A 22,358-nucleotide genomic window follows, 5' to 3' on the forward strand; every position below is an offset into this window, starting at 1 on the left:
CTCCTGCCCGTACGGAGCCCCGGCCGGCGGCGGCGCCGTCAGCCCCGGCGGGGGCGGCCCACGAGTGCGGCATTGGCCTTCACCAGGGCCGGGACCAGGACGTAGACGGCGGTCGGGACGACGATCGCCGTCAGGATCAGCGTCCGGACCGGCAGCGGCAGCCCGGCCGTGGCCCCTCCGACCAGGGCCAGGACGACGGTGACGGAGGGGTAGATCGCCAGCCAGGTGATCAGGGCCCGGCGGTGCACGGAGGGCGCGCCGGGCGCTGCTGGAGTGGTGGATGTGGCGGTCGTGGTGGATGTGGACGTGGTGGTGCTCGCGGACATGGTGTTCCCCCAGTTCGGGCGGTGGAAATTCTCCAACCGCACGGTTGGAGAATAGCCCGGCCCGACCCAAACTCCAACCGGTTGGTTGGGATTGCGATAAGGTCGCCCCATGGCCTGGGACACCGAACGCACCAAGAAGCTCCTGCTCGACGCCGCCATCGAGGAGTTCGCGGCCAAGGGCCCGGAGGCGGCCCGGGTGGCCGCGATCGCCACCCGCGCGGGCGTCAACAAGGAGCGGATCTACCAGTACTTCGGCAACAAGGAGGCGCTCTTCGGCGCCGTCCTCGAATGCGAACTGAGCCGCCTCGCCGACGCCGTCCCGCTCACCGGCGAGTCCGCGGCCGACCTGGGCGACTACACCGCCCGGGTCTTCGACTACCACCGCCGCAACCCGCACTTCCTGCGCCTGCTGGCCTGGGAGGGACTGCACCGCGGCGAGGCCGTGGCCGCCGAGGACGAGCGGACCGGCCACTACGCCCGCAAGGTCGCCGCCATCGGCGAGGCCCAGGACGCCGGGGCGCTCACCGGCGACGTGCCCGCCGGCCACCTCATGTACGCGGTGATCGCCCTGACCGCCGGCTGGTTCAACCTCCCCCAGCTGGTCCGGATGGTGGCCCCCGAGACCGCCGGCGCCCAGCCCGGGGAGCAGCGCGAAGCCCTCGTCGGACTGGTCCGCAGGCTGGCGGCGAGCCCGTCCGCCGACTCCGGACATGCGCAGGGGCATACCGCCACATAACGTTTCCCGGAACGGGCTCGACCGGCAGCCGGGCGCAGCGGCGGTCGGCGGCGGGATGCCGGGCGGCGGGTGGCGCGGATGGAGGAGGGGCACGGATGGTGGAGTGGCTCAGGACCGAGATCTTCCGCCCCTACCCCGAGCTGCTGATCTTCCTGACCATCGCCGCCGGCTTCCTCCTCGGCCGGATCCGGTACAAGTCCATCGCCCTGGGCGCCGTCACCGGCTGCCTCGTCGCGGGCCTGGTCATCGGCTCCCAGGCCGAGGTGGAGATCGACGGCCCGATCAAATCCGTCTTCTTCCTGATGTTCCTCTTCGCCCTCGGCTACGACGTCGGCCCGCAGTTCTTCCGCGCCCTGCGCAAGGACGGCCTCCCCCAAGTGGTCCTGGCCCTCATCGTCTGCGTCACCGGCCTCGCCACCGCCTGGGCCTTCGCCACCCTCGCCGGCTACGGTCCGGGCCTCTCCGCCGGTCTGCTCGGGGGCGGCCTCACCCAGTCCTCCGTCATCGGCGTCGGCTCCGACGCCATCTCCCACATCCCCGGCATGAGCCCCGCCGCGGCCACCGACCAGTCCCACCTGGTCGCCGTCGCCTACGCGGTCACGTACCCCCTCGGTACGGTCCTGCCCGCCCTGCTCCTCGCCGGGGTGCTGCCCCGCCTGCTGCGCAGGGACCTCGCGGCCGAAAGCGCCGTACTCGCCGCCGACCTGGAGGCCTCGGAGGCGGACCCGGACGCCGGGGAGGGCTACTACAAGCACGTGCTGCGCGCCTACGCCGTGGACGTGGCGGCCTTCGCGGGCCGCACCATCGGCGAGTTCGAAGCGGAGCAGAAGGCCCACGGCCGCCGGCTCTACATCACCCGACTGCGCCGGGCCGGCGAGATCCTCGACCACACCCCGGACACCCGGATCGAGCTGGGCGACGTCCTGGCCGTCAGCGCGGTCCGGGGCGACCTCGTCGCGTACGACGCGCGCACGCACATCGGCATGGAGACGGACGACTTCGAGCTCCTCGCCTACCGCACCGAATCCCTGCACGTGGTCATCACGAACCGCAACAACAGCGGCCGCACGATCCGCACCCTGCGCCACGAGGACTTCATGCCCGGGGTCTTCGTCGAGGAACACTGGCGGGCCGGTACGGACCTGCGCGTGCGGCTCGACAGCACCGTGGAACGCGGGGACACCCTGGTCCTCACCGGGCCGCACCGACTGGTGGACGAGGCCGCGCGGGAACTGGGCAAGCCGGTCCCGACCAGCTTCGCCACCGACATGGTGTGGATCGCCCTCGGCCTCTTCCTCGGCGGCTGCCTGGGCATCCCCGCCCTGCACGCGGCCGGCGCCCCGCTCTCGCTGTCCACCTCCACCGGGGCGCTGCTGATGGGCCTGGTCTTCGGCTGGATCCGGGCGAAGTACCCCACCTACGGGAACCTGCCGTCGGCGGCGCAGTGGCTGATGGGCACGCTCGGCCTGTGCGTGTTCGTCACCATCGTCGGCCTCAACGCGGGCCCCAGCTTCGTCCCCGGCCTGCGCGAGGCGGGCTGGCCGCTGCTGCTCTGGGGCGCGGTCGTGACCACGGTCCCCCTCCTGACCGGCTTCGCCTACGGCCACTTCGTGCAGCGCCTCCCCCTCCCGATCCTCCTCGGCGCCCTGGCCGGCGCCCAGACCACGACGGCCGCCCTCGGCGCCCTGACGGAGCGCGCCCGCAGCCAGATCCCGGCCCTGGGCACGACGGTCCCGTACGCCCTGGGCAACGTCCTGCTGACGATGTGGGGCTCGGTGATCGTCCTGCTGAGGCGGTGAGATCCCGCCCTGCGCGAGGTGCTGGAGAACCGACGACAGGCCCTGGCCCTGGCCCGACTGCGCACGTACGCCGAGGCAGGCGGGATCGGCGACGGCCTGGGCTACGCCGCCCGTTCGGCCTGGCGACGGGCGGCGTAGCCCGCCAGGTCTCCCTTGATGGCCATGACGTCCTGCGCCCGGATGAGGACGGGTTCGCAGTAGCGCGCGTCGCACGAGCGGGGGTGCGTGCCGTCGATCAACGAGACACCGCTGAGCACGAGCCCGCAGTTGTCCTCGATGTCGGTGCACAGCACCGGGTGGAACGAACAGTCCTCGTAGATGTCGCCCACGCGGATGCCCGCCGGGTTCCGGGGATCGCTCCCCTCGCTCACGCTCATGCGGGCACCCTGCCACGGCCCCGGATTCGGGAGGTCAGCGGGTTGGCCGGGCGGGGCGTCTGCTGGTGGGCCTAGGCGACGGCCTAGCCGTGCGGGATCAGGGCCACCGGGCCGCGGGCGTAGTGGGCCACCGCGTGGTCCGTGGGGCCCATGCCGTGCAGGGGGCGGTGGTGGCGGCGGCCGACGACCAGGAGGTCGGCCGTCGCGGACTCGTCGACCAGGACGTGCGCGGGGTCCCCGGGACGGCTGACGCACTCGGTCGCCACCTCCGGGTACGCCGCGGAGACCTTGGCCACCGCGGCCTCGAGCGACTGCGAGGGCTCCGGGCCCGCGTGCACGGCGCGCAGCGGCAGTCCGTGCGCGGCCGCCCAGGCGTACCCGAAGCCGAGTACGGCCTCGTAGTCGCCGGCCGGGTCCACGCCCACGACCACCCCGCGCTGCCCGCGCTCCGCGGCCGGCGCCGGCTCCCGGACCAGGACGACGGGGATCTCGCTGCGCCCGGCGACGTGCAGCGCGGTGGAGCCGAGCAGCGGGACGTGGTGGTTGTGTCCGCCGGCTCCGACGACGAGCAGCCGGGCGTGCGCGGCGGCGCGCGGCAGCTCGCCGGCCGGTCCTCCCTCGGCGGTGGCCGTCTCGACGGCCAGCCCCGGGTGCAGGGCGCGCAGTTCCTCGGCGAGGGCGCTCAGCACGCCTTCGGCGGCCCGCTCGCTCGCGCCGAGCACGGGCTGGAACTCGGGGGAGATCGGCTGGATGGTGGGCCAGGCACGGCCGACGTGGAGCAGCCGGAGCGCGGCCCCCGCCGACACCGCCTCCCGCGCGGCCCAGCGGGCGGCGGCGAGGCTGCGTACGGATCCGTCGAATCCGACGAGGAAGGGGAGGGACGGCGCGTCCGGCTCGGACGGAGCGCCCGCGGAGGAGGGGGAGGACGGGAGGGACATCGGCGGCACCCTTCTTTCCGTGCCGCGGCCCCATGCAGTGGGCCGCCGCCTGGTCGCACCTACGACGCTACTCCCGCCCGGACCCGCGCGTTGGCGGCGCTAGGCTGCGCACGTGCCGTCGTACTCCATCGGGCAGGCCGCGGGCCTGCTCTGCGTGAGCCCCGAGACCGTCCGCCGCTGGGCCGACGGGGGGCGGCTTCCCGCGCGCCGCAGCCCCGAAGGGGTCCGCAGCGTCGACGGGGCCGTTCTCGCCGCCTTCGCCAAGGAGCGTGCCGCCGGACTGCATCCGGTTCCGGAGACGGCCGCGGCCACCTCCGTGCGCAACTCCTTCGCCGGGATCGTCACGGCCGTCCTGCTCGACGAGGTCGCGGCCCAGGTGGAGATCCAGTCGGGCCCGCACCACATCGTCTCCGTCGTGACCCGGGAGTCGGTCGAGGAGCTCGGCATCGCGGTCGGGGTGACCGTGACGGCCCGGGTGAAGTCCACGGACGTCCACATCGACCTGGTCTAGGTCGTCTCTTCGCGGACTTGGCAAGATCCGGAAGAGACGACCTAGGTCAGCACCTCAGCGCCGCGTACAGGTCCAGCTTGTGGTCCAGCCGGGACAGGTCGCGCCCGGTCAGCGCCTCCACCCGCTCCATCCGGTAGTGGACGGTGTTCACGTGCAGGTGCAGCGCCTCCGCGGTGCGCGTCCAGGAGCAGTTGTTGGCGAGGAACACCTCCAGCGTCTCGCGCAGCATCCCGTCGCCCAGCGCCCCCAGCGTCCGCGAACCGAACACCCCGCGCACCTCCGGCGGGACTCCGGAGAGCAGCTCCGCCAGGGTGTCCAGCTGCTCGACGCCCCGTACCGGCACCTCCGTGTCCGTCGCCGTGAGGGCGAAGCGGGCCTGGCTGAGTGACACGCGCAGCCCCTCGGCCGAGTCCGCCCGCGCGCCGACGCCGAGCCGCAGGTCGGCCTCCGGGTCGCCGCAGGCCCGGAGCAGCGGCCACAGCGCGCAGCCGGTCCGCCACGGCGCCTTCGGCCGGGACCGCGTCGGGGTCGGCGCGCGGGTCCGGGCGCGGGTCCGGGCGCGGGTCCGGGCGCGGGTCCCCCCGCCGTTCCGGCTCCGGCTCCGGCTCCGCGGGCTCGTACAGCACCGCTCCCGTCTCCCCCGACGCCCACCGCACCCCGTCCAGGTGCCGCAGCGCCTCCACCAGCGCGTCCGCGTCGGTGGCCGCCACCACCCGGTACGGGCCCTGCGCGGGCAGTCCGGCCGCCACCAGCGCGGCGCCGAGCTGGTCGGGCTCGGCGTTCTCCGAGGCCACCAGCGCGAGCAGTTCCCGTCCGGCCGCCCGCCGCGCGGCGTCCCTCCGGGTCTCCCCGTCGCGGTACTGCGCGAACACCTCGGCGATCTCGTGCAGGACCCTCGGCGGGGCGGCGTCCGCGTCCGGGACGTGCAGCTGCCAGGCGTCGTAGGGCGAGCTCTCGGCCTCGATCCGCAGGGTGACCCCGCCCCGCGCCGGGTTGGCGATCGAGGCCCGCCGGGCCGGTATCGCGGGTGCGGAGGGGGTACGGGCCACCGTGCGGCCGCTCGCGGTCAGCAGGTAGCAGGGCACCCGGCCCAGGTGGGCGCAGGCCCGGTCCAGCAGCTCCGCGGCTGCGGCCCCGCCCTCCAGGAGCCGGCTGAGCTCGCTGCGCACGTTCTCGGGAAGCGCGAAGAGCCGGGTCGGGCGCCTGCTCAGGTCGCCCCACTGGCGCAGGTACACCGCCTCGGTCACGGCCCGGAAGCTGGTCTTCGCGGGCACCGCCACCAGCGGCATCCGGTGGGCCCGGCAGGCGGCGACGAGCTCGTCGGGCACCTTGCCGTGGGTCTCCTCGCCCGCCAGCAGCGCCCGCGCCCCGGCGGAGGCCAGGGCGGCGACGAACCGGTCGGTCCGGCCGGCGGCCGTGGCGCCCGGCTTCCACCACACGAGGCCGCTGAGCACGAGCTCCCCGGGGCCCAGGAACCGGCCGGGATCCTCGAGGTCCGTGGAGGTCACCCCGCTGACCTCCTGGCCGAGAAGGGGCTCTTCGCCCCAGAGCAGGGTGAGGCCGAGGTTGTCGGACTGGAGCAGATCGAGGACGTGCACGGCAGGGACTCCTTGCGGCTGGGGTAGCCCACAATCGCGAGGCGAATATGAGGTTCACCATGGTAAATGCAAGGGCAACCCCAGAGAAGGGCTCTTGGATGATCCACCAGGACGATCTCGGCGGCCCTGGTTCATTTCCGTGGCCGGGACCAGTCGTCGGGGCCCGCACCCCGTTGCTTCACTGGCATCAGGACGGACGAAACCGCCCCGGGACGACATTCGAGGACAGCGAAGGCGGCGGAAAAAATGGACCTCAACACGGTGCTCGACGTACGTGACGCCCGCCGCCGCGAACCCTGGCGTCCCGGCGACGCCTGGCTCGGCGGGGGCACCTACCTCTTCTCCGAACCCCAGCCGCACGTCCGCCGTCTGATCGACCTCTCCCGGATGGGCTGGCCACCACTGTCCCGGCAGCCCGACGGCTCCCTCGACATCGCCGCCACCTGCACCATCACCGAGCTGTCCCGCTTCGGCCGGACCCTGCCCGCCACCGCCGCGCCGCTCATCGAGCAGTGCTGCCGCGCCTTCCTGGCCAGCTTCAAGATCTGGAACATGGCGACCGTCGGCGGGAACCTCTGCAACGGCCTGCCCGCCGGGCCGATGGTCTCCCTCTCGGCCGCCCTCGACGGCACGGTCCTCCTCCAGGGCCAGGACGGCGCCACCCGCCGGGTGCCCGTCACCGAGTTCATCCGCGGAGCCGGGCTCAAGGACCTGCGCGACGGCGAGCTGCTGCGCTCGGTGCGGCTGCCCGCCCGCGCCCTGGATTCCCGTACGGCCTTCCGGCAGGCCTCCCTCTACGGGCTCGGCCGCTCGGGCGCCCTCGTCATCGGCGCCTCCGACCCCCGGGACGGCTCGCTCGCCGTCACGGTCTCGGCCGCCACCATCCGCCCGTTCCGCTTCTGGTTCGCGCTGCCGCCCACCGCGGCCGAGCTGCGCCGGGCGATCGACTGCGCCGTCCGCCCCGACGAGTGGTACGACGACATCCACGGCCTGCCCGCCTGGCGCCGCCACATGGCCCTGCGCCTGGCCGAGGAGGTCCGCCGCGAACTGTGTCCCGAGGACGATCCGTACGCCGGCTCCGACGCGGAGGGACTCCGATGAGCTACGAGATCGACATCAACAGGCAGCGTTTCACCGAGGAGCCCCGCGCCGGCCAGTGCCTGCGCACCTACGTGCGCGAGCGCGGCTGGTTCGGCGTGAAGAAGGGCTGCGACCAGGGCGACTGCGGCGCCTGCACGGTCCACGTGGACGGGCAGGCCGTGCACAGCTGCCTCTACCCGGCCGTCCGCGCCGAAGGCCGCTCGGTGACCACCCTGGAGGGCCTCGCCCACCCCGACGGCGAACTCCACCCGGTACAGCGCAAGTTCCTGGACGCACAGGGCTTCCAGTGCGGCTTCTGCACCAACGGGTTCGTGATGACCACCGCCGCCCTGGAGGCCGAGAAGGGCACCGCCCACTGCGACGGCAAGCTCGACGACCTGCCGCGCGCCTTCAAGGGCAACATCTGCCGCTGCACCGGCTACCGCGCCATCGAGGACGCCGTCCGCGGCGTGAAGCACACCGAGGAACCCGAGGCGGGCAAGGCCGTCGGCCGCAACCTCGCAGCGCCCGTCGCTCCCCAGGTGGTCACGGGCACCGCCCGCTACACCTTCGACATCGACGTGCCCGGGCTGCTGCACATGAAGCTGCTGCGCTCCCCGCACCCGCACGCCCGGATCACCGCGATCGACACCTCCGAGGCGCTGGCCGTGCCGGGCGTGCGGGCGGTGTTCACCCACGAGGACGTCCCGGACGTGCTCTACTCCAGCGCCCGCCACGAGCACCCGCACGAGGACCCCGACGACACCCGCCTGCTGGACGACGTGGTCCGGTTCGTCGGGCAGCGCGTGGCCGCCGTCGTCGCCGACAGCGAGGGCGCCGCGGAGGAGGGCTGCCGCCGGATCGAGGTCACCTACGAGGAACTCCCGTACGTGACCGACCCGGAGAAGGCCATGGCCCCGGGCGCGCCGGTCATCCACGCGGGCAAGGGGCCCGAGGCGCGCATCGCCCGCGTCGGGAACAACGTGGCCGGCGAGGTGCACGGCGAGATCGGCGATGTGGAACGGGGTTTCGCCGAGGCCGCGGTGGTCTATGAGGAGACCTTCCGGACCCAGCGCGTCCAGCACGCCAGCCTCGAAACCCACGGCTGCGTGGCCTGGTTCGAACCGAAGGAGGACGGCACCGGCGAGCGGATCACCGTCCGCTCCTCCACCCAGACCCCCTTCCTGACCCGGCGTGCCCTGTGCGCGCTGTACGGGCTCGGCGAGGACGAGGTCCGGGTGGTCGCGGGCCGGGTCGGCGGCGGTTTCGGCGGCAAGCAGGAGATGTTCGCCGAGGACATCGTGGTGCTGGCCGCGATGAAGCTGCACCGTCCGGTGAAGCTGGAGTTCACCCGCGCCGAGCAGTTCTACGGCGCCAGCACCCGGCACCCGTTCACCGTCCGGATCAAGCTCGGTGCCCGCGCCGACGGCACCCTGACCGCCATCTCCATGCGCATCGTGTCCAACACGGGCGCCTACGGGAACCACGGCCCGGGCGTGATGTACCACAGCGCCGGCGAGTCCTTCGTGATCTACAAGGCCCCGCACAAGAAGGTCGAGGCCTACTCCGTCTACACCAACGTCGTCCCGTCGGGCGCCTTCCGCGGCTACGGGCTGGGCCAGACCACCTTCGCCCTGGAGTCGGCGATGGACGAGGTGGCGCGGCGCCTGGGCATGGACCCCCTGGAGTTCCGCGAGAAGAACATCATCGGCCCTCTCGACCCCATGCACACGCCGATCGGCCACGACGACGACCTGTTCATCGCCAGCTACGGGCTGGCCGAGTGCCTGGCGGTGGTGCGCAGGGCGATCGCCGAGGACACCAGCCACGAGAAGGTTCCGCCGGGCTGGGTGACCGGCCAGGGCGCCGCCGTGTCGATGATCGCCACGAGTCCGCCCCGCGGCCACTACGCCGATGCCACGATCACCCTGCTCCGGGACGGCACGTACGACATCGCGGTCGGCACCGCCGAGTTCGGCAACGGCACCACCACCGTCCACAAGCAGCTCGCCGGGGACGCGCTGAACACCACCGCGGACCGGCTGACCGTCCGCCAGGCCGATACCGACGTGGTCCGGCACGACACGGGCGCCTTCGGGTCGGCCGGCACCGTGGTGGCGGGCAAGGCGGTGCTGCTCGCGGCGACCTCGCTCGCCGAACGCATGAAGACCTTCGCCTCCGAGCACACGGGCGTCGCCCGGCACCTGTGCCTGCTGGGCCCCGAGTCCTTCGACTGCGCGGGCCGGCCGGTCACCCTCAAGGAGCTCTACGAGGCGGCCCACGCCAAGGGGAGGGCGAGCGAGATCAGCTGCGAGGGCCACTTCGGCGGCACCCCGCGCTCGGTGGCGTTCAACGCCCAGTGGTTCCGGCTGGCCGTGGACCCCGGCACCGGGGAGATGAAGATCCTGCGCAGCGTGCACTCGGCGGACGCGGGCAAGGTGATGAACCCGATGCAGTGCCTCGGCCAGGTGGAGGGCGGTGTGGCGCAGGCCCTGGGCGCCACCCTCTTCGAGACCGTACGGATCGACGAGCGCGGCGAGGTCACGACGGCGGCGTTCCGCCGCTACCGGCTGCCGCAGTACGCGGACGTGCCGCGCACGGAGGTCCACTTCACGCAGACCTCGGACTCGATCGGCCCGCTGGGCGCGAAGTCCATGTCCGAGAGCCCCTTCAACCCGGTGGGCCCGGCCTTCGCGAACGCGCTGCGCGACGCGACGGGCATCCGCTTCACGGAGATGCCGCTGCTCCGGGATGCCGTATGGCAGAGGATGTCGCAGAACATGCCAGGCCGAAACGACCAATGAAGCCACACCTGCAACTCATATCAACCTCTCAACCTCGCAGATGAGGTTCTGAGGTACACACTGCCGGGCATAAGTCAGCCATGGCCAAACTCATGCTGCACGGCGATCTGGACCACCCGGCGACCCTGAGCGTCGCGGACCTGCGGGACTGGGCACAGCACCGGGCCGCGGTCACCTTCGACTGCGCGACGAACGGTCCGCAACACCACGTGTTCGAGGGCCCGTTGCTCCGCGAGGTCATCGCGGACGCGGGTCCGGCCTTCGACCCCCGCCGCCGCAAGGACCGTTCGCGGTTCCTGCTCGCGGTGAGCGGCGGCGACGGACACCATTCGGTGCTGTCCTGGGCCGAGTTGGACGTGGACTTCGGCGACAGCCCGATCCTGCTGGCGACCCGCCTCGACGGCGAGGACCTCGACGGGGCGGGCGCACAGCTGGTGGTCCCTTCGGACCGGTGCGGGGCGCGCTACGTCAGCGCGGTCACCCACGTGTGGTTCGGCGCGCTGTCCCCGCCGAGCCTGGGCCTCTGACCCGGCCGACCCGCCTCGTGGCCCGCTCAGTTGGTGGCGAGGCTGATCTCGGTGGACTTGATCAGTGCGACGACGGAGGTCCCGGCGGCCAGGCCGAGCGCCTCGACCGCGTCCTTGGTGATGGCGGCGGTCAGACCACCGCCGTTCACGTCCACCTTGACGGAGGCCATGGCGCCGCCGGTGGCGACGTCGGCGACGGTGCCGGCGATCTGGTTGCGGATGGAGATCCCCTCGACGGCCGCCGTCGCCAGGGCCACCTCGGTTGCCTTGACCAGCGCCTTGACGGAGGAACCCGCGACGAGGCCGAGGTCCTTGACCGCGTCGGTGGTGATCGCGGCGGTGATGTCCTGGCCACCTTCCAGGCGGACCTTGACCGTCGACATGGCCTCGCCGGCGGTGACGGCGGTGACGGTGCCGGCGATCTGGTTGCGGATGCTCAGGCTCATGAGTGGTTCGACCTCTTAGGTAGATGCGTCGATGCGCTCGGAAATCTTTTCCGGCGCCCCTGTCACACTCTCAGGCGGCGCCGGGTCAGTGCAGTGAAGCCACACCACACTGACCGCCGAGGAGCCCCCGCCATGAACACCGCAGCCACCGTCGTCGCCGTCGTCGCCGCCGCCATGTCGGCCTTCTCGGGCTACTCGCTCCTGACCCGCGCCTCGTGGGTCGTGCAGCCCCTGGAGGAGTACGGGGTCCCGCGGACCTGGTGGACCCTCCTGGGCCTGGCGAAGGCCGCGGGGGCGCTGGGCCTGCTGATCGGCCTCTTCGTCCCGCTCATCGGGATCGCGGCGGGCATCGGCCTGGTCCTCTACTACAGCGGGGCGGTGATCACCGTGCTCCGCGCCCGCTCGTACGGGCACGTGGCGTTCCCGGTGATCTACATGGCACCGGTCATCGCGGCCTTCGCCCTCGGCTTCGCGGCGTAGTGCCGCGAAACCGGGGCGCCGCGAAGCCGGGGCCCCCGCAGGGTCCGGTCAGGCGAAGGTCGGCATCTCACCCACCGTCGTGGACATGTCGATCACCGCGAAGGCCGCGCCCTGCGGGTCCGTGACCGCGGCGAAGCGCCCGAAGGGGCTGTCCATCGGGCCGAAGTGCAGCATGCCGCCGAGCTCCTGGGTCTTGGCGACCGCCGCGTCGCAGTCCGGGACGCCGAAGTAGACCTGGACGTAGGAGGGGATCTCGGGCGGGAACTCGTCGCCCATCTTCATCCGGCCCAGCACCACGTTCTCCGGGCCGCCCAGGTTGAAGACCTTGAAGTCCATGCCGGGCATCTCGGGGTTCTCGCCGGCCTCCATCTGCTGCTCGCCGTACGGGAAGACCTGCGGCAGGAACCCGTCCGTCTTGGCCGCGTCGCGCGTGAACACCTCCGCCCACGCGTAAGCGCCCACCTCGCTGGCGGGCTTCTCGAAGCCCTTGTGCTCGCCGGGCTGCCAGACGCCGAAGACCGCGCCGCCCGGCTCCTTGGCGATCGCCATCGTGCCGAAGGCGCCGACCTGCATCGGCTCCATCAGCACCTCGCCGCCCGCCGCCTTGATCTTCCCGGCGGTGGCCGCCGCGTCGGGCGAGGAGAAGTACAGACACCACTGCGAGGCCCCCTCCTGCCCCGGCATCGGCGGGACGACGGCCGCGACGGCCTTGCCGTCGGAGTAGGCCTGCGTGTAGTTGCCGTACTCGCTGCTGGACTCGCCGAAGGTCCAGCCCAGCACGGCGGCGTAGAAGCTCTTGGCGCCCTCCACATCGGTGAACATCGCGTCCACCCAGCAGGGTGTGCCCTCGGGGAACTCAGCCATGATCGATCGACTCCTGTGTCGTGTACGACGTGACCCGTCTCGCCTCTCACGCTAGGTGCGGGCACTGACAATCGCGCGCGGAGAGCCCGCGCGCGGGACCCTGGAGCCATGGACAAGGACACGTTCGGGGCGGCCACCATCCGGCTCGCCCAGCAGCCCGAGGCCGACGAGCTGCTCGGCCGCAGCCCGCTGGCCGCACTCGTCGGGATGCTCCTCGACCAGCAGGTTCCGATGGAGTGGGCGTTCTCCGGGCCCTACACGATCGCCCGGCGGCTCGGCTCCGACGATCTGGACGCGCACGCGATCGCCGCCCACGACCCGGAGGCCTTCGCCGCGCTGCTCTCCGAGAAGCCCGCCGTGCACCGCTACCCGGGGTCGATGGCGAAGCGGATCCAGCAGCTGTGCGCGTACCTCGTGGAGCACTACGAGGGGGACGCGGCGGCCGTGTGGGCCGACGCGGCCACGGGCGCCGAGCTGCTGGGGCGGCTGAAGGAGCTGCCCGGCTTCGGGGAGCAGAAGGCCCAGATCTTCCTGGCGCTGCTCGGCAAACGGTTCGGGGTACGCCCGAAAGGGTGGCGCGAGGCGGCCGGCGGGTACGGCCCGGCGAACGTCTACCGGTCGGCGGCCGACATCACCGGACCCGAATCCCTGGCGAAGGTGCGGGCCCACAAACAGGAGGCGAAGGCGGCGGCCAAGGCGGCCAAGGGCCAGTGAGGGAACCGGAATTGACAGTTCGACATAGACGCGGCCGGACCGCCGGAAACCTCCGGGGATTGTCAGACCCCCGCCCTAGAATTCTGATCATGACCGAGAACCTGACGCGCGCCACCACCGCCGAATCCATCTCCGACGGCCCCGGCAGCCTCATCACGCTGCTCACCGACACCGCCGAGCTCACCTGCAACACGGCGAGCTTCGAGGTCGGCGCGGCCGGCGCCCCCGTGCACTTCCACACCAAGGCGACCGAGTTCTTCCACGTCACGGACGGCCGGCTCGACGTCCTCGTCGGCGACGAGATACACACCCTCACCAAGGGCGACTTCCTCGCGGTCCCGCCCGGTGTGAAGCACGCCTTCGCCCCGGCCGCCGACAGCACGGCCGAGGTCTTCGTCGGCTTCACCCCGGGCATGGGCCGCTTCGACTACTACCGGCTGCTCGGCCGGGTCCGGGCCGGCGAGGCCACGGTGCAGGACATCATCGACAGCCAGCCGGTCTACGACAACCACTACGCGGAGAGCGACGCCTGGGCAGATCGCCTGAAGCGCAGCGCGGACGCGTAGACCTCGTCGGCGTCGAGCCTGCGGAGCTCCTCCGCGATCAGCTCGGCGCTGCTGCGGATCTTCAGGGCCACCTTGCGGTCGGGGCTGCCCGGCAGGAGCAGGGTGGCCAGGATCCCGTCGGGGCGGTCCACCTCTATCTCCCCGCCGGTGGTCGTCATCCGGACCCGGGTGATGACCGGTCCCGCGGTGGCCACCCGCTCCACCGGAACCCCGAGCCGGTCCTCCAGCCAGCGGGCCAGCAGTTCGGAGCTCGGATTGCCGGGCTCGCTCTCCACGGCCGCGGCCGTCACCGGGAGCGGCTTCTGGTCCAGGGCGGCGGCCAGCAGCGAGCGCCACGGCGTCAGCCGGGTCCAGGCGAGGTCGGTGTCCCCGGGCGCGTAGGCCGAGGCCCGGGCGTCGAGCGTCGCGACGGGATCGTCGGCCGCCTCCGCATCGGTGATGCGCCGCTGCGCGAGGGCCCCCAGCGGGTCCAGGGCCGGCGCCTCGGGAGCATCGGCGGGCCACCAGGCGACGACGGGGGCGTCCGGCACGAGGAGCGGGAGCACCACGGATCCGGCGTGCTCGTTGAGGCTGCCGTGCAGGCGCAGCAGGATGATCTCCCCGGACCCGGCGTCGGAGCCGACCCGCAGCTCGGCGTCGAGCCGGTTCTGCCGGAGCCGGTGCGGGCCGCGGGCCGTGCGCTTGATGACCACGATGATCCGGCAGGGGTGCTCGCGCGAAGCCTCGGAGGCGGCGCGGACGGCGTCGTAGGCCCCCTCCTCGTCGGTGGCGACGAGGAGGTTGAGCACGAGCCCCATCGTCTGGCTGCCGATGGCCCGGCGGGCGTCGAGCAGGGCCCGGTTGACCTTGCTGGAGGTGGTGTCGGTGAGTTCGGTCCGCATACCCCGAGTCTCGCAGCCCCCGCGGCCGACCGGTACGCCTTCCACCACCACCGGGCCACCGCCCGACCACGGCGCCGCACCGAATCAAGCCCCGCCAATCCCTGAAGCCCGACCACGGCCAGGTCAGCGCCGCTTCCTTGCCGTCCCGAAGATCGACCGCGAGATCTCCCGCCCCAGCTGCGTCCCGATCGACCGGGCCAGCGAGCGGAACAGCCCGCTGCCCACCACCTGTTCCGCCAGGGACGGGTCCGGCTTCGGCGCGTTGCGGGCCGCCACGGCCGCCGCCTTCTCCGCCTTCGCCGCCTCCGCGGCAGCGGCCGCCGCCTCCGCTTCGGCCTCCGCGGCCGCCTGCTCCGCGCTGATCTTCTCGTACGCCGATTCCCGGTCGACCGGCTCCGCGTACCGCGAGTAGAGGAGCGAGGACTTCACCGCCTGGTCCAGGGCCGCCGCGTCGATCGGGCCCATCAGCGACTGCGGCGCGCGCAGCCTCGTAGCGGCCACCGGGGTCGGCGCACCGTTCTCGCTCAGTACGGTGATCACCGCCTCGCCGGTCCCCAGCTGGGTCAGCAGCTCCTCCAGGTCGTACGCGGAGTTCGGGAAGGTCTTCACCGTCGCCTTCAGCGCCTTCGCGTCGTCCGGCGTGAACGCGCGCAGCGCGTGCTGGACCCGGTTGCCGAGCTGCGCCAGCACGTCGGCCGGTACGTCCTTCGGCGTCTGGGTCACGAAGAAGACGCCGATTCCCTTGGAGCGGATCAGCCGCACCGTCTGGGTGATCGCTTCGAGGAAGGCCTTCGAGGCTCCGTTGAAGAGCAGGTGTGCCTCGTCGAAGAAGAAGACGAGTTTCGGTTTGTCCAGGTCCCCGACTTCCGGCAGGTCCCCGTACAGATCGGCCAGCAGCCACATCAGAAAGGTGGAGAAGAGCTGTGGTTTGTCCTGGACCGCCGGAAGCTCCAGTACGGAGACCAGCCCGCGCCCGTCCGCCGCCGTTCGGAGGAATTCGCTCGTGTCGAATTCGGGCTCCCCGAAGAATTCCGCGGCGCCCTGCTGTTCGAAGGCGGTCAGGGCCCGCAGGATCACCCCGGCGGTCACCGTGGACAGCCCGCCGATTCCCTTGAGCTCCGATTTTCCCTTGTCGGACACGAGGAAGGCGACGACCGCCCGCAGGTCCTTGAGGTCGATGAGCTCCAGGCCCTTGGTGTCGGCGTAGTGGAAGATCAGCCCCAGCGACTGCTCCTGCGTCTGGTTGAGCTGGAGCACCTTGGACATGAGGACGGGTCCGAAACTGGTCACGGAGGCCCGGAGCGGGATGCCGGGCCCGATCCCGCCCAGCGAATAGAACTCGCTGGGGAACCCGGTGCCCTCCCATTCCTGGGCCACGTCCTTGGCCCGTTCCTCGATCTTCGCGTTGCTCGTGCCTGGCGCGGAAATGCCCGAGACATCGCCCTTGATGTCCGCGAGGAAGACCGGAACCCCGTTGGCGGACAGCTGCTCGGCGATGAGCTGGAGCGTCTTGGTCTTGCCGGTGCCGGTGGCTCCCGCGACCAGCCCGTGCCGGTTGAGCATGGACAGCGGAATGCGGATCTGCCGCTCCGGCAGGCAGGCCCCGTCCCAGAGCAGGGCCCCCAGATCGAGCGCGGGTCCGGTGAAGGCGTACCCGGCGGCGATCTGGCCTGCCGGGGACGCGGGGTCGGTGCTCTCGCTCATTCATCACTCCCGATATAGCGCTGTTTGCCACCTTTGCACCGTCATCGCAAGGCTGCGCCCGCAGGCACCGGCCCGGTAGGCTTTCCGTGTGATCTTCAAGCGCATCGGAAACAGGCGGCCGTACCCCGACCACGGCAGGGAAACCACCCGGCAGTGGGCGGATGTCGCCCCGCGCCCGGTCCGGCTCGACCAGCTGGTGACGACCAAAGGCCAGCTCGACCTCGAAACGCTGCTCGCCGAGGACTCGACCTTCTACGGGGACCTCTTCGCCCACGTCGTGAAGTGGCAGGGCGACCTCTACCTGGAGGACGGTCTGCACCGCGCCGTCCGCGCCGCGCTCCAGCAGCGCCAGGTCCTGCACGCGCGCGTCCTCGAACTGGGCTGACCCCCCGACCTGGATCGACGCGCCGCAGAGCGGCACGAGACACACCGGGAGCACCCCGCGCCGACGGCCCCGTAGGGCCCCACCGGGCGCCGGTTGCGTCCCGGTTGCGCCTTTCGGGTCGCTCTTGCCCTATGAACAGATGATTCGGTGGGCATCGGCTCCGGTCGGCATTACGCTGCGCTCATGAGCATGCTCACTCCCCCTGGCATGGGCGGAAAGTACCGCGTGACGGGGGCGGCTTACCCCCGCATGTCCCGCCCGCGACGCCGCCGCCGGATCGTCCTCCTCGTGCTCGGATCGATCGTCGGGCTCGCCCTGATCGGTTACGGGGCCATGCAGCTCATCGACGTGTTCCGCGGCGACTCGGGCAAACCCGCGGCCGCCGCCAAGGACTGCGCGACCCCCGCCCCCAAGGCGGGCGCGGCAGCGGCGGCGGCCTCCACCGCCCCGCAGGTCACGCTCCCGCAGCCCGGCCAGATCACGGTCAACGTCTACAACGCGACCCCGCGCGCGGGCCTCGCCAAGGCGGTCGGCGACGAGCTCAAGAAGCGCGGCTTCGCCATCGGCAAGGTCGGCAACGCCCCCGCCGACTTCGACAAGAAGGTCCCGGACGCCGGGATACTGGTCGGCTCGCCGCAGACCGACAAGGCGGTCTTCTCCGTGCTCGGCACCAACCTGGCCGGGGCCGCGCACCAGACCGACACCCGCGAGACCGCCGACATCGACCTGATCCTCGGTGACGCCTTCAAGGACCTCACTCCGAAGGAGGAGGCGGACAAGGCGCTGGCCGCCCTGGCCAACCCGCAGCCCGCACCCGCCAAGAAGTGCTGAACCCCTGACACCCACAGCGAACGGCGAAGGGCCGGCTCCGAGGAGCCGGCCCTTCGCCGTTCACCGCTCAGTCTTCGGCGTTCAGTCCTCGGCCTTCGGCTCTATTCGGCCGAGCCGTACATCCGGTCGCCCGCGTCGCCCAGCCCCGGCACGATGTAGCCGTGCTCGTTGAGCCGCTCGTCCACCGCGGCCGTCACCACCGTCACCGGGGTGCCCGCCAGCTCGCGCTCCATGACCTCGACGCCCTCGGGCGCGGCCAGCAGCACCACCGCGGTCACATCGTCCGCGCCGCGCTTGATCAGCTCCTGGATCGCCGCGACGAGCGTGCCGCCGGTGGCCAGCATCGGGTCCACCACGTAGACCTGGCGGCCCGAGAGGTCCTCCGGCATGCGCGTCGCGTACGTGGAGGCCTCCAGGGTCTCCTCGTTGCGGACCATGCCCAGGAAGCCCACCTCGGCGGTCGGCAGCAGCCGCACCATGCCGTCGAGCATGCCGAGACCGGCGCGCAGGATCGGGACGACCAGCGGGCGCGGGTGGGAGAGCTTCACGCCGGTGGTCGGGCCGACCGGGGTGACGATGTCGGCCTGCTCCGTGCGGACGTCCCGGGTGGCCTCGTACGCGAGCAGGGTGACCAGCTCGTCGGCGAGGCGCCGGAAGGTGGCGGAGTCGGTGCGCTTGTCGCGCAGGGTGGTGAGTTTGTGCGCCACCAACGGGTGATCCACGACCTGCAAACGCACAACATCCTCCAAGACTCAGCTGCCCGGTTTTCCACCTGCGACCGCACAGGTGCGACCGCTCTGCCCGCGACCGCACCACCTGCACATATGGACGCAATGACGCGACCCACACCCAAAAGGCTACGCGCTGTGCCCACCCCTTCGTGCCCGAAGCGGCGGCCACGCCCCCAAACCCCTGGAGATGCGACCCGCCCGGACCCCCAGCACTCTTGGTTGATGAGCAATCCCATGGTGGTCGCGGCGGTAGACGGATCCGAACACAGCCTCAAGGCCCTGGAGTGGGCAAGGGCCGCAGCGCTACGCCACCACACGGGGCTCCTCGTCGCCCACGTGCTGCCCGACAGCGCCCAGCTCTACGCGGCACGCCGCTCCTCGCTCAAGGACAGCCACGAGCCGCACGAGGTCCCCGACCCCGTCAGCGAACGGATACGGGCCGTCCTGGCCGAAGGGCGCCCGCTGCCCTCCGAGGTCCACTACGAGTCCCTGGAGGGCTCCGTCCCGGAGGCCCTGCGGGCCATCGGCGAGGGCGCCCGGATGCTGGTGATGGGCTCCCGGGGCCGCGGCGGGTTCGCCGCCCTGCTGCTCGGCTCGAACAGTCGCGCCGTGGCCACCAGCGCCCCGTGCCCGGTGGTCGTGGTCGCGCACGAGGAGCGCGGGGTCGAGGTCGCGGCCCAGCCCTCCGCGGGCCGGGTGGTGCTCGGACTGCACGCCTCGGAGACGCCCGACAACGTACTGGACTTCGCGTTCGCGGAAGCCGCCGCACGGGGGACGACCGTCCAGGTGGTGTCGGCGTACAGCATCCCGCCGTCGCCGACGATGGTGATCGACAGCCCGTTCGCGGTGATCCCGCCGGAGGCGCTGCTGGGGGAGGACGAGAACGCGGTCCCGGCCGAGCGGGAGATGCTGCGCTCCCAGACGGAGCGCCTGGCACCGTTCCGCGCCAAGTACCCCAAGGTCCCCGTCGAGCAGGCGGCGGTGCCCGGGGACGCGGCCGGACGGCTGGTCGCCACCTCGAACTCGGCGGCGCTGGTCGTCGTCGGCCGCCACCACCCGCGCCGGCACATCCGGTCCCTGATGATCGGCTCCGTGGCGAACGCCGTGCTCCAGCACGCCCACGGACCGGTGGCCGTGGTCCCGACGCTGACGGAATCCGACTGAACCCGGAACCCACTGCGACCCGACTCGGACGGAACCAGCACCCAAATCGCACTGACCTGGGACGGAAGGTGGCATCAAACGGCCGGTCCGGGGGAAGGTGGGGTGCGGGGGGCGGACCGGACCGGACCATCCAGGGGCGGTGACCCATGCCCGACGACGACCACGAGACACCGGAGACCACGGCGCAGCGCAGAGCACGGCGCGCGCAGTTCCTGCGTGACCTGCACGAGGCCCGGGAACTGCGCGACCGCGTCCAGCCCAGACGTGCCCGCGCGGCCCGCATGCGCCAGCAGATGCGCATGCGCACCTTCCGCTGGTGACCGCCCGTTCGCGGCCCCGTCCGGCACCCTCCCCGGGCCCGGGGAGGGTGCCGGCGAGGGCCCCGGGGCGGGCTCCGGCCGGGTGCCGACCGGGGTCCTGGCCGGGTGTCGGGCGGGCCCGCGGAGGCCCCGTACAACACGCGCGGCCAGCGCCACGCTGCGGAACACCTCTCGCAAAGCCTCCGTTTCTGCCACGATGCCGATTGGGCGGGGCACGAACGGCGAGCACGACGGCCGTTCGACCCCTCACCCACCTCCGGCCGGGGGGACCCCCAACCGGCACGCCTATGACCAGTGGGAGAGTCACGGTGTATTTCGCCGCACTGCTCGCGCGCACCGAAGACGGGTGGGAAGCGAGCGACCTGGAACTCGACGACGTCGAGTCCCTGAGTGATCTGATCGATCTCGCCCGTTCCGCCGCTGTCGACGACGACACGGTGGTTGCCCTCATCGAACAGGAGGACACCTGGTTCGGGGTCGTCCGCGTGGACGGCGAGGAAGACCCGCGCTTCTACGTGTCCAACGCCTCCGCCGCCTCCCGCAGCTCCTACGGATCGATGCTGACCGACGAGCTGCTCGGCAAGGACGAGGAGGACGACGAACTCGACGAGCTCGACCTCGACGGCACCGAGGACGGCGAGGACGAAGTCATCGCCTCGTACTCGGACGACAACCCCGAGGAAGACGGTGAGGACGGTGAGGAAGACGATGCGGACGACGAGGTCCGGGCCGGCGCCGAACCCGTGCCTTCCGGCCCGCTCGGCGACCCCCGGCTGCTCGACGACCTCGGGGTGAGCCACAAACAACTGATGACCCTGGACGGCGACGCGCTCTCGGAGATCGCCGACTCGCTCGGCGCCACCGAGGTCCTGGAGGCCGTCCGCTAGTGATCCCCGCGCACCACCACACCACGCACGCACCCGATCCCGTACGGGACCCGTGGCGGGACTCCATGCGCCTGGCGCTCCAGGAGGCCGCGCGGGCGGTGCCGGCCGGCGACGTGCCGGTCGGCGCCGTCGTGCTGGGCCCGGACGGGGTACTCCTCGCCACCGGGTACAACGAGCGCGAGGCCACCGGCGACCCGACGGCGCACGCCGAAGTACTGGCGCTGCGCCGGGCGGCCGCCGCGCTCGGGGAGTGGCGGCTCCCGGGGTGCACCCTCGTGGTGACCCTGGAGCCGTGCGTGATGTGCGCGGGCGCGCTCGTGCAGTCGCGGGTGGCCCGGGTCGTCTACGGGGCGTCCGACGAGAAGGCGGGCGCCGCCGGATCGCTCTGGGACCTCGTACGGGACCGCCGGCTCAACCACCGTCCCGAGGTGATCGGCGGCGTGCTCGCGGGGGAGTGCGCGCGGCAGCTGACGGACTTCTTCCGCGATCTCTGACCGCGCCGTCCCGCTCCCGGGGGAACGGATTTCAGAGCACGGGTCTCCTTGGGCTAAGCTCTCTCTCGGTAGCGTGTCCGAGCGGCCGAAGGAGCACGCCTCGAAAGCGTGTGATGGTGCAAGCTATCCGTGGGTTCAAATCCCACCGCTACCGCTCTGAACGAGAGCCCCGCCCCGCAAGGGTCGGGGCTCTCGTTGTTCCACCACTGGTCCGGACGTGTGCCCTGCTGGGGGCGTCCGCGTGACCGCCCGCCCCCTCGGCCGTTGTCACGGCATGACCAAGACCCGGCGCATGCTCGCCGCCATCGCCCTCGCGGGGGCCGCCGCTGGCCTCGCGGCACCCGCCGCCTCCGCCGCCCCCATCTCCCCGCTGACCCTCCCGGACCTGCCGACGGCCGCTCCGGGGATGCCGGCCGGGGCCACGCCGTCCTCGGTGCAGGACATCGGCAGCCAGGTCAGTGGAGGCCTGAACCAGCTCAACCAGCTGATGGAGATCCCGAACCAGATGCAGCCCCTGGTGGCTCCGGTCCAGCCGGTCGTCGACCTGGCCGGCGGCCTGGAGTAGCGGGTCCGGGCTCGGGCTCGGGTCCGGGCTCGGGCTCGGAAAACACGAAGAAGGCCCCGACCGGAGTCGGGACCTTCGACGGTTGGGACGGGGGAAGTGGCATCGGGGGGACAAGCCACTTCCCCCGATGAGGACGGAACCTGCCAGTCCAAGCCGCAGTCAGGGGGGAAGCTTGCGGCTTGGACCCCGCAGTGAGGTCCTGTCCCTCACCCACCGATTTCCTGCCAGAACCGGTGGGCTCGTGTTCAAGTCTGCGCCTCCGCCCGCCCCCGGCACACCGGCAAAGGGCCTGGACCGCCGGGCCATTGGTCCTTAAAGGACAGGTGAGTGTTCGAACGCGACCGGTTAGACTCACCCGACCTTGCAGGACCGGTTGGGGAGGCCGACAGCGCACGTGGACACCAAGAAGCTGATCTCGGGCGCCCTCACCGTCTTCGTCCTCTTCGTCATCATCACTCAGCCCAAGAAAGCCGCCGATATGGTGGGAATCGGCTTCCAGGGACTCTCGGATGCCGCGACGGCTATCGGCGAGTTCATGACCGAACTGGTGCGCTGAACCCGTACGCTGAAGCGGTTTCCGGACTTTCCCGGCCCCCCACTCCGACGGGTGGGGGGCTTTTTGCGTTCCCG

General features: G+C 72.0%; 26 protein-coding genes, 1 tRNA gene and 1 pseudogene. 18 read left to right on the plus strand and 10 right to left on the minus strand.

Translation table 11 applies throughout. From position 1 onward, the window contains the following. Positions 1–38: 38 nt before the first annotated feature. Positions 39–368 carry a hypothetical protein gene (locus tag OHU74_RS17215; protein ID WP_371616719.1) on the minus strand — a complete coding sequence of 110 codons (330 nt, stop codon included), beginning with the start codon at positions 366–368 and terminating at the stop codon, positions 39–41. A 67-nt stretch (positions 369–435) separates the two neighbouring features. Between OHU74_RS17215 and OHU74_RS17220 the strand changes: the two genes are divergently transcribed. Beyond that, on the plus strand, positions 436–1,062 hold the full coding sequence (locus OHU74_RS17220; RefSeq protein ID WP_371616720.1) for a TetR family transcriptional regulator: 627 nt from the start codon (positions 436–438) through the stop codon (positions 1,060–1,062). A gap of 95 nt (positions 1,063–1,157) precedes the next feature. Continuing rightward, positions 1,158–2,861 (plus strand): aspartate:alanine exchanger family transporter, encoded by a 1,704-nt coding sequence (locus tag OHU74_RS17225; RefSeq protein WP_371616721.1) that lies wholly within the window; start codon positions 1,158–1,160, stop codon positions 2,859–2,861. 101 nt (positions 2,862–2,962) lie between these two features. Here the strand turns inward: OHU74_RS17225 and OHU74_RS17230 are convergent, their stop codons facing one another. Together OHU74_RS17230 and OHU74_RS17235 are read right to left on the minus strand one after the other, a co-directional pair. Continuing rightward, positions 2,963–3,238 carry a hypothetical protein gene (locus OHU74_RS17230; RefSeq protein WP_371616722.1) on the minus strand — a complete coding sequence of 92 codons (276 nt, stop codon included), beginning with the start codon at positions 3,236–3,238 and terminating at the stop codon, positions 2,963–2,965. Between the two features lie 83 nt (positions 3,239–3,321). Beyond that, positions 3,322–4,176, minus strand: coding sequence for a universal stress protein (locus tag OHU74_RS17235; protein WP_371616723.1), 855 nt, complete (start codon positions 4,174–4,176; stop codon positions 3,322–3,324). A 112-nt stretch (positions 4,177–4,288) separates the two neighbouring features. Here OHU74_RS17235 and OHU74_RS17240 point away from each other — a divergent pair, with 112 nt between their 5' ends. Continuing rightward, the gene (locus tag OHU74_RS17240) at positions 4,289–4,687 is read left to right on the plus strand and encodes a molybdopterin-binding protein (protein WP_371616724.1); all 399 of its coding nucleotides are present in this window, start codon (positions 4,289–4,291) and stop codon (positions 4,685–4,687) included. A gap of 46 nt (positions 4,688–4,733) precedes the next feature. Here the strand turns inward: OHU74_RS17240 and OHU74_RS17245 are convergent, their stop codons facing one another. Continuing rightward, positions 4,734–4,916: a PucR family transcriptional regulator gene (locus tag OHU74_RS17245; RefSeq protein WP_371619717.1), complete on the minus strand. Its 183-nt coding sequence runs from the start codon at positions 4,914–4,916 to the stop codon at positions 4,734–4,736. A gap of 1,060 nt (positions 4,917–5,976) precedes the next feature. Beyond that, positions 5,977–6,285 (minus strand): annotated as a pseudogene (locus OHU74_RS17250) (PucR family transcriptional regulator ligand-binding domain-containing protein); the annotation flags it as partial. Between the two features lie 246 nt (positions 6,286–6,531). Here OHU74_RS17250 and OHU74_RS17255 point away from each other — a divergent pair. From OHU74_RS17255 to OHU74_RS17265, 3 genes are all read left to right on the plus strand, one after another. Then, complete coding sequence (locus tag OHU74_RS17255) at positions 6,532–7,386, plus strand: xanthine dehydrogenase family protein subunit M (protein ID WP_371616725.1); 855 nt, start codon at positions 6,532–6,534, stop codon at positions 7,384–7,386. After that, complete coding sequence (locus OHU74_RS17260; protein ID WP_371616726.1) at positions 7,383–10,169, plus strand: molybdopterin-dependent oxidoreductase; 2,787 nt, start codon at positions 7,383–7,385, stop codon at positions 10,167–10,169. Before OHU74_RS17255 ends, OHU74_RS17260 begins: the two co-directional genes overlap by 4 nt. An 80-nt stretch (positions 10,170–10,249) precedes the next feature. Next, positions 10,250–10,696: a molybdopterin-dependent oxidoreductase gene (locus tag OHU74_RS17265; protein ID WP_371616727.1), complete on the plus strand. Its 447-nt coding sequence runs from the start codon at positions 10,250–10,252 to the stop codon at positions 10,694–10,696. A gap of 26 nt (positions 10,697–10,722) precedes the next feature. Here the strand turns inward: OHU74_RS17265 and OHU74_RS17270 are convergent, their stop codons facing one another. Next, positions 10,723–11,142, minus strand: a complete 420-nt coding sequence (locus tag OHU74_RS17270; protein WP_371616728.1) for a molybdopterin-binding protein — start codon at positions 11,140–11,142, stop codon at positions 10,723–10,725. A 132-nt stretch (positions 11,143–11,274) separates the two neighbouring features. On the opposite strand from OHU74_RS17270, the gene OHU74_RS17275 reads away from it, so the two are divergent. Further along, complete coding sequence (locus tag OHU74_RS17275; protein ID WP_371616729.1) at positions 11,275–11,622, plus strand: DoxX family protein; 348 nt, start codon at positions 11,275–11,277, stop codon at positions 11,620–11,622. 48 nt (positions 11,623–11,670) lie between these two features. On the opposite strand, the gene OHU74_RS17280 is transcribed toward OHU74_RS17275, so the two are convergent. Further along, on the minus strand, positions 11,671–12,486 hold the full coding sequence (locus OHU74_RS17280) for a VOC family protein (RefSeq protein WP_371616730.1): 816 nt from the start codon (positions 12,484–12,486) through the stop codon (positions 11,671–11,673). A gap of 108 nt (positions 12,487–12,594) precedes the next feature. Here OHU74_RS17280 and OHU74_RS17285 point away from each other — a divergent pair, with 108 nt between their 5' ends. Continuing rightward, complete coding sequence (locus OHU74_RS17285) at positions 12,595–13,200, plus strand: HhH-GPD-type base excision DNA repair protein (protein ID WP_371616731.1); 606 nt, start codon at positions 12,595–12,597, stop codon at positions 13,198–13,200. A gap of 89 nt (positions 13,201–13,289) precedes the next feature. Then, entirely contained in the window at positions 13,290–13,766 is a 477-nt protein-coding gene (locus OHU74_RS17290; RefSeq protein ID WP_371616732.1) for a cupin domain-containing protein, read from the plus strand. On the opposite strand, the gene opcA is transcribed toward OHU74_RS17290, so the two are convergent. Together opcA and OHU74_RS17300 are read right to left on the minus strand one after the other, a co-directional pair. Beyond that, the gene (opcA, locus tag OHU74_RS17295; protein ID WP_371616733.1) at positions 13,712–14,647 is read right to left on the minus strand and encodes a glucose-6-phosphate dehydrogenase assembly protein OpcA; all 936 of its coding nucleotides are present in this window, start codon (positions 14,645–14,647) and stop codon (positions 13,712–13,714) included. The two genes, OHU74_RS17290 and opcA, sit on opposite strands and share 55 nt — an antisense overlap. 123 nt (positions 14,648–14,770) lie before the next feature. Beyond that, on the minus strand, positions 14,771–16,351 hold the full coding sequence (locus OHU74_RS17300) for a helicase HerA-like domain-containing protein (RefSeq protein WP_371616734.1): 1,581 nt from the start codon (positions 16,349–16,351) through the stop codon (positions 14,771–14,773). An 88-nt stretch (positions 16,352–16,439) separates the two neighbouring features. Here OHU74_RS17300 and OHU74_RS17305 point away from each other — a divergent pair, with 88 nt between their 5' ends. Continuing rightward, positions 16,440–16,736, plus strand: coding sequence for a type II toxin-antitoxin system VapB family antitoxin (locus OHU74_RS17305; RefSeq protein ID WP_112446725.1), 297 nt, complete (start codon positions 16,440–16,442; stop codon positions 16,734–16,736). 183 nt (positions 16,737–16,919) lie between these two features. Beyond that, entirely contained in the window at positions 16,920–17,567 is a 648-nt protein-coding gene (locus OHU74_RS17310; RefSeq protein ID WP_371616735.1) for a LytR C-terminal domain-containing protein, read from the plus strand. Between the two features lie 101 nt (positions 17,568–17,668). On the opposite strand, the gene upp is transcribed toward OHU74_RS17310, so the two are convergent. Continuing rightward, positions 17,669–18,304: a uracil phosphoribosyltransferase gene (gene upp / locus OHU74_RS17315; protein WP_330297323.1), complete on the minus strand. Its 636-nt coding sequence runs from the start codon at positions 18,302–18,304 to the stop codon at positions 17,669–17,671. A gap of 216 nt (positions 18,305–18,520) precedes the next feature. Here upp and OHU74_RS17320 point away from each other — a divergent pair, with 216 nt between their 5' ends. From OHU74_RS17320 to OHU74_RS17350, 7 genes are all read left to right on the plus strand, one after another. After that, positions 18,521–19,462, plus strand: coding sequence for a universal stress protein (locus tag OHU74_RS17320; protein WP_371616736.1), 942 nt, complete (start codon positions 18,521–18,523; stop codon positions 19,460–19,462). Between the two features lie 146 nt (positions 19,463–19,608). Then, on the plus strand, positions 19,609–19,782 hold the full coding sequence (locus tag OHU74_RS17325; protein ID WP_330297325.1) for a hypothetical protein: 174 nt from the start codon (positions 19,609–19,611) through the stop codon (positions 19,780–19,782). A 308-nt stretch (positions 19,783–20,090) separates the two neighbouring features. Then, a complete protein-coding gene (locus OHU74_RS17330; protein ID WP_371616737.1) occupies positions 20,091–20,669 on the plus strand; it encodes a hypothetical protein in 579 nt (192 codons plus the stop codon). A 65-nt stretch (positions 20,670–20,734) separates the two neighbouring features. Beyond that, entirely contained in the window at positions 20,735–21,163 is a 429-nt protein-coding gene (gene tadA / locus OHU74_RS17335; protein WP_371619718.1) for a tRNA adenosine(34) deaminase TadA, read from the plus strand. A 67-nt stretch (positions 21,164–21,230) separates the two neighbouring features. Beyond that, a tRNA-Ser gene (locus OHU74_RS17340) sits at positions 21,231–21,317 on the plus strand. Positions 21,318–21,437: 120 nt separating this feature from the next. After that, a complete protein-coding gene (locus OHU74_RS17345; protein WP_371616738.1) occupies positions 21,438–21,728 on the plus strand; it encodes a hypothetical protein in 291 nt (96 codons plus the stop codon). A gap of 394 nt (positions 21,729–22,122) precedes the next feature. Continuing rightward, positions 22,123–22,284 carry a hypothetical protein gene (locus tag OHU74_RS17350; RefSeq protein WP_371616739.1) on the plus strand — a complete coding sequence of 54 codons (162 nt, stop codon included), beginning with the start codon at positions 22,123–22,125 and terminating at the stop codon, positions 22,282–22,284. Positions 22,285–22,358: the final 74 nt, after the last annotated feature.

Source organism: Streptomyces sp. NBC_00454, from assembly GCF_041434015.1.
In the GTDB taxonomy this organism is placed as follows: domain Bacteria; phylum Actinomycetota; class Actinomycetes; order Streptomycetales; family Streptomycetaceae; genus Streptomyces.

Bases quoted from the DNA above. Each gene is read 5' to 3' on its own strand.
- OHU74_RS17320 (WP_371616736.1), top strand. From the start codon at position 18,521: ATGAGCAATCCCATGGTGGTCGCGGCGGTAGACGGATCCGAACACAGC.
- OHU74_RS17235 (WP_371616723.1), bottom strand. From the start codon at position 4,176: ATGTCCCTCCCGTCCTCCCCCTCCTCCGCGGGCGCTCCGTCCGAGCCG.
- OHU74_RS17310 (WP_371616735.1), top strand. From the start codon at position 16,920: ATGAGCATGCTCACTCCCCCTGGCATGGGCGGAAAGTACCGCGTGACG.
- OHU74_RS17265 (WP_371616727.1), top strand. From the start codon at position 10,250: ATGGCCAAACTCATGCTGCACGGCGATCTGGACCACCCGGCGACCCTG.
- OHU74_RS17280 (WP_371616730.1), bottom strand. From the start codon at position 12,486: ATGGCTGAGTTCCCCGAGGGCACACCCTGCTGGGTGGACGCGATGTTC.
- opcA (WP_371616733.1), bottom strand. From the start codon at position 14,647: ATGCGGACCGAACTCACCGACACCACCTCCAGCAAGGTCAACCGGGCC.
- OHU74_RS17245 (WP_371619717.1), bottom strand. From the start codon at position 4,916: ATGCTGCGCGAGACGCTGGAGGTGTTCCTCGCCAACAACTGCTCCTGG.
- OHU74_RS17290 (WP_371616732.1), top strand. From the start codon at position 13,290: ATGACCGAGAACCTGACGCGCGCCACCACCGCCGAATCCATCTCCGAC.
- OHU74_RS17260 (WP_371616726.1), top strand. From the start codon at position 7,383: ATGAGCTACGAGATCGACATCAACAGGCAGCGTTTCACCGAGGAGCCC.
- OHU74_RS17325 (WP_330297325.1), top strand. From the start codon at position 19,609: ATGCCCGACGACGACCACGAGACACCGGAGACCACGGCGCAGCGCAGA.
- tadA (WP_371619718.1), top strand. From the start codon at position 20,735: ATGCGCCTGGCGCTCCAGGAGGCCGCGCGGGCGGTGCCGGCCGGCGAC.
- OHU74_RS17270 (WP_371616728.1), bottom strand. From the start codon at position 11,142: ATGAGCCTGAGCATCCGCAACCAGATCGCCGGCACCGTCACCGCCGTC.
- OHU74_RS17345 (WP_371616738.1), top strand. From the start codon at position 21,438: ATGACCAAGACCCGGCGCATGCTCGCCGCCATCGCCCTCGCGGGGGCC.
- OHU74_RS17275 (WP_371616729.1), top strand. From the start codon at position 11,275: ATGAACACCGCAGCCACCGTCGTCGCCGTCGTCGCCGCCGCCATGTCG.
- OHU74_RS17285 (WP_371616731.1), top strand. From the start codon at position 12,595: ATGGACAAGGACACGTTCGGGGCGGCCACCATCCGGCTCGCCCAGCAG.
- OHU74_RS17225 (WP_371616721.1), top strand. From the start codon at position 1,158: ATGGTGGAGTGGCTCAGGACCGAGATCTTCCGCCCCTACCCCGAGCTG.
- OHU74_RS17255 (WP_371616725.1), top strand. From the start codon at position 6,532: ATGGACCTCAACACGGTGCTCGACGTACGTGACGCCCGCCGCCGCGAA.
- OHU74_RS17220 (WP_371616720.1), top strand. From the start codon at position 436: ATGGCCTGGGACACCGAACGCACCAAGAAGCTCCTGCTCGACGCCGCC.
- OHU74_RS17230 (WP_371616722.1), bottom strand. From the start codon at position 3,238: ATGAGCGTGAGCGAGGGGAGCGATCCCCGGAACCCGGCGGGCATCCGC.
- OHU74_RS17300 (WP_371616734.1), bottom strand. From the start codon at position 16,351: ATGAGCGAGAGCACCGACCCCGCGTCCCCGGCAGGCCAGATCGCCGCC.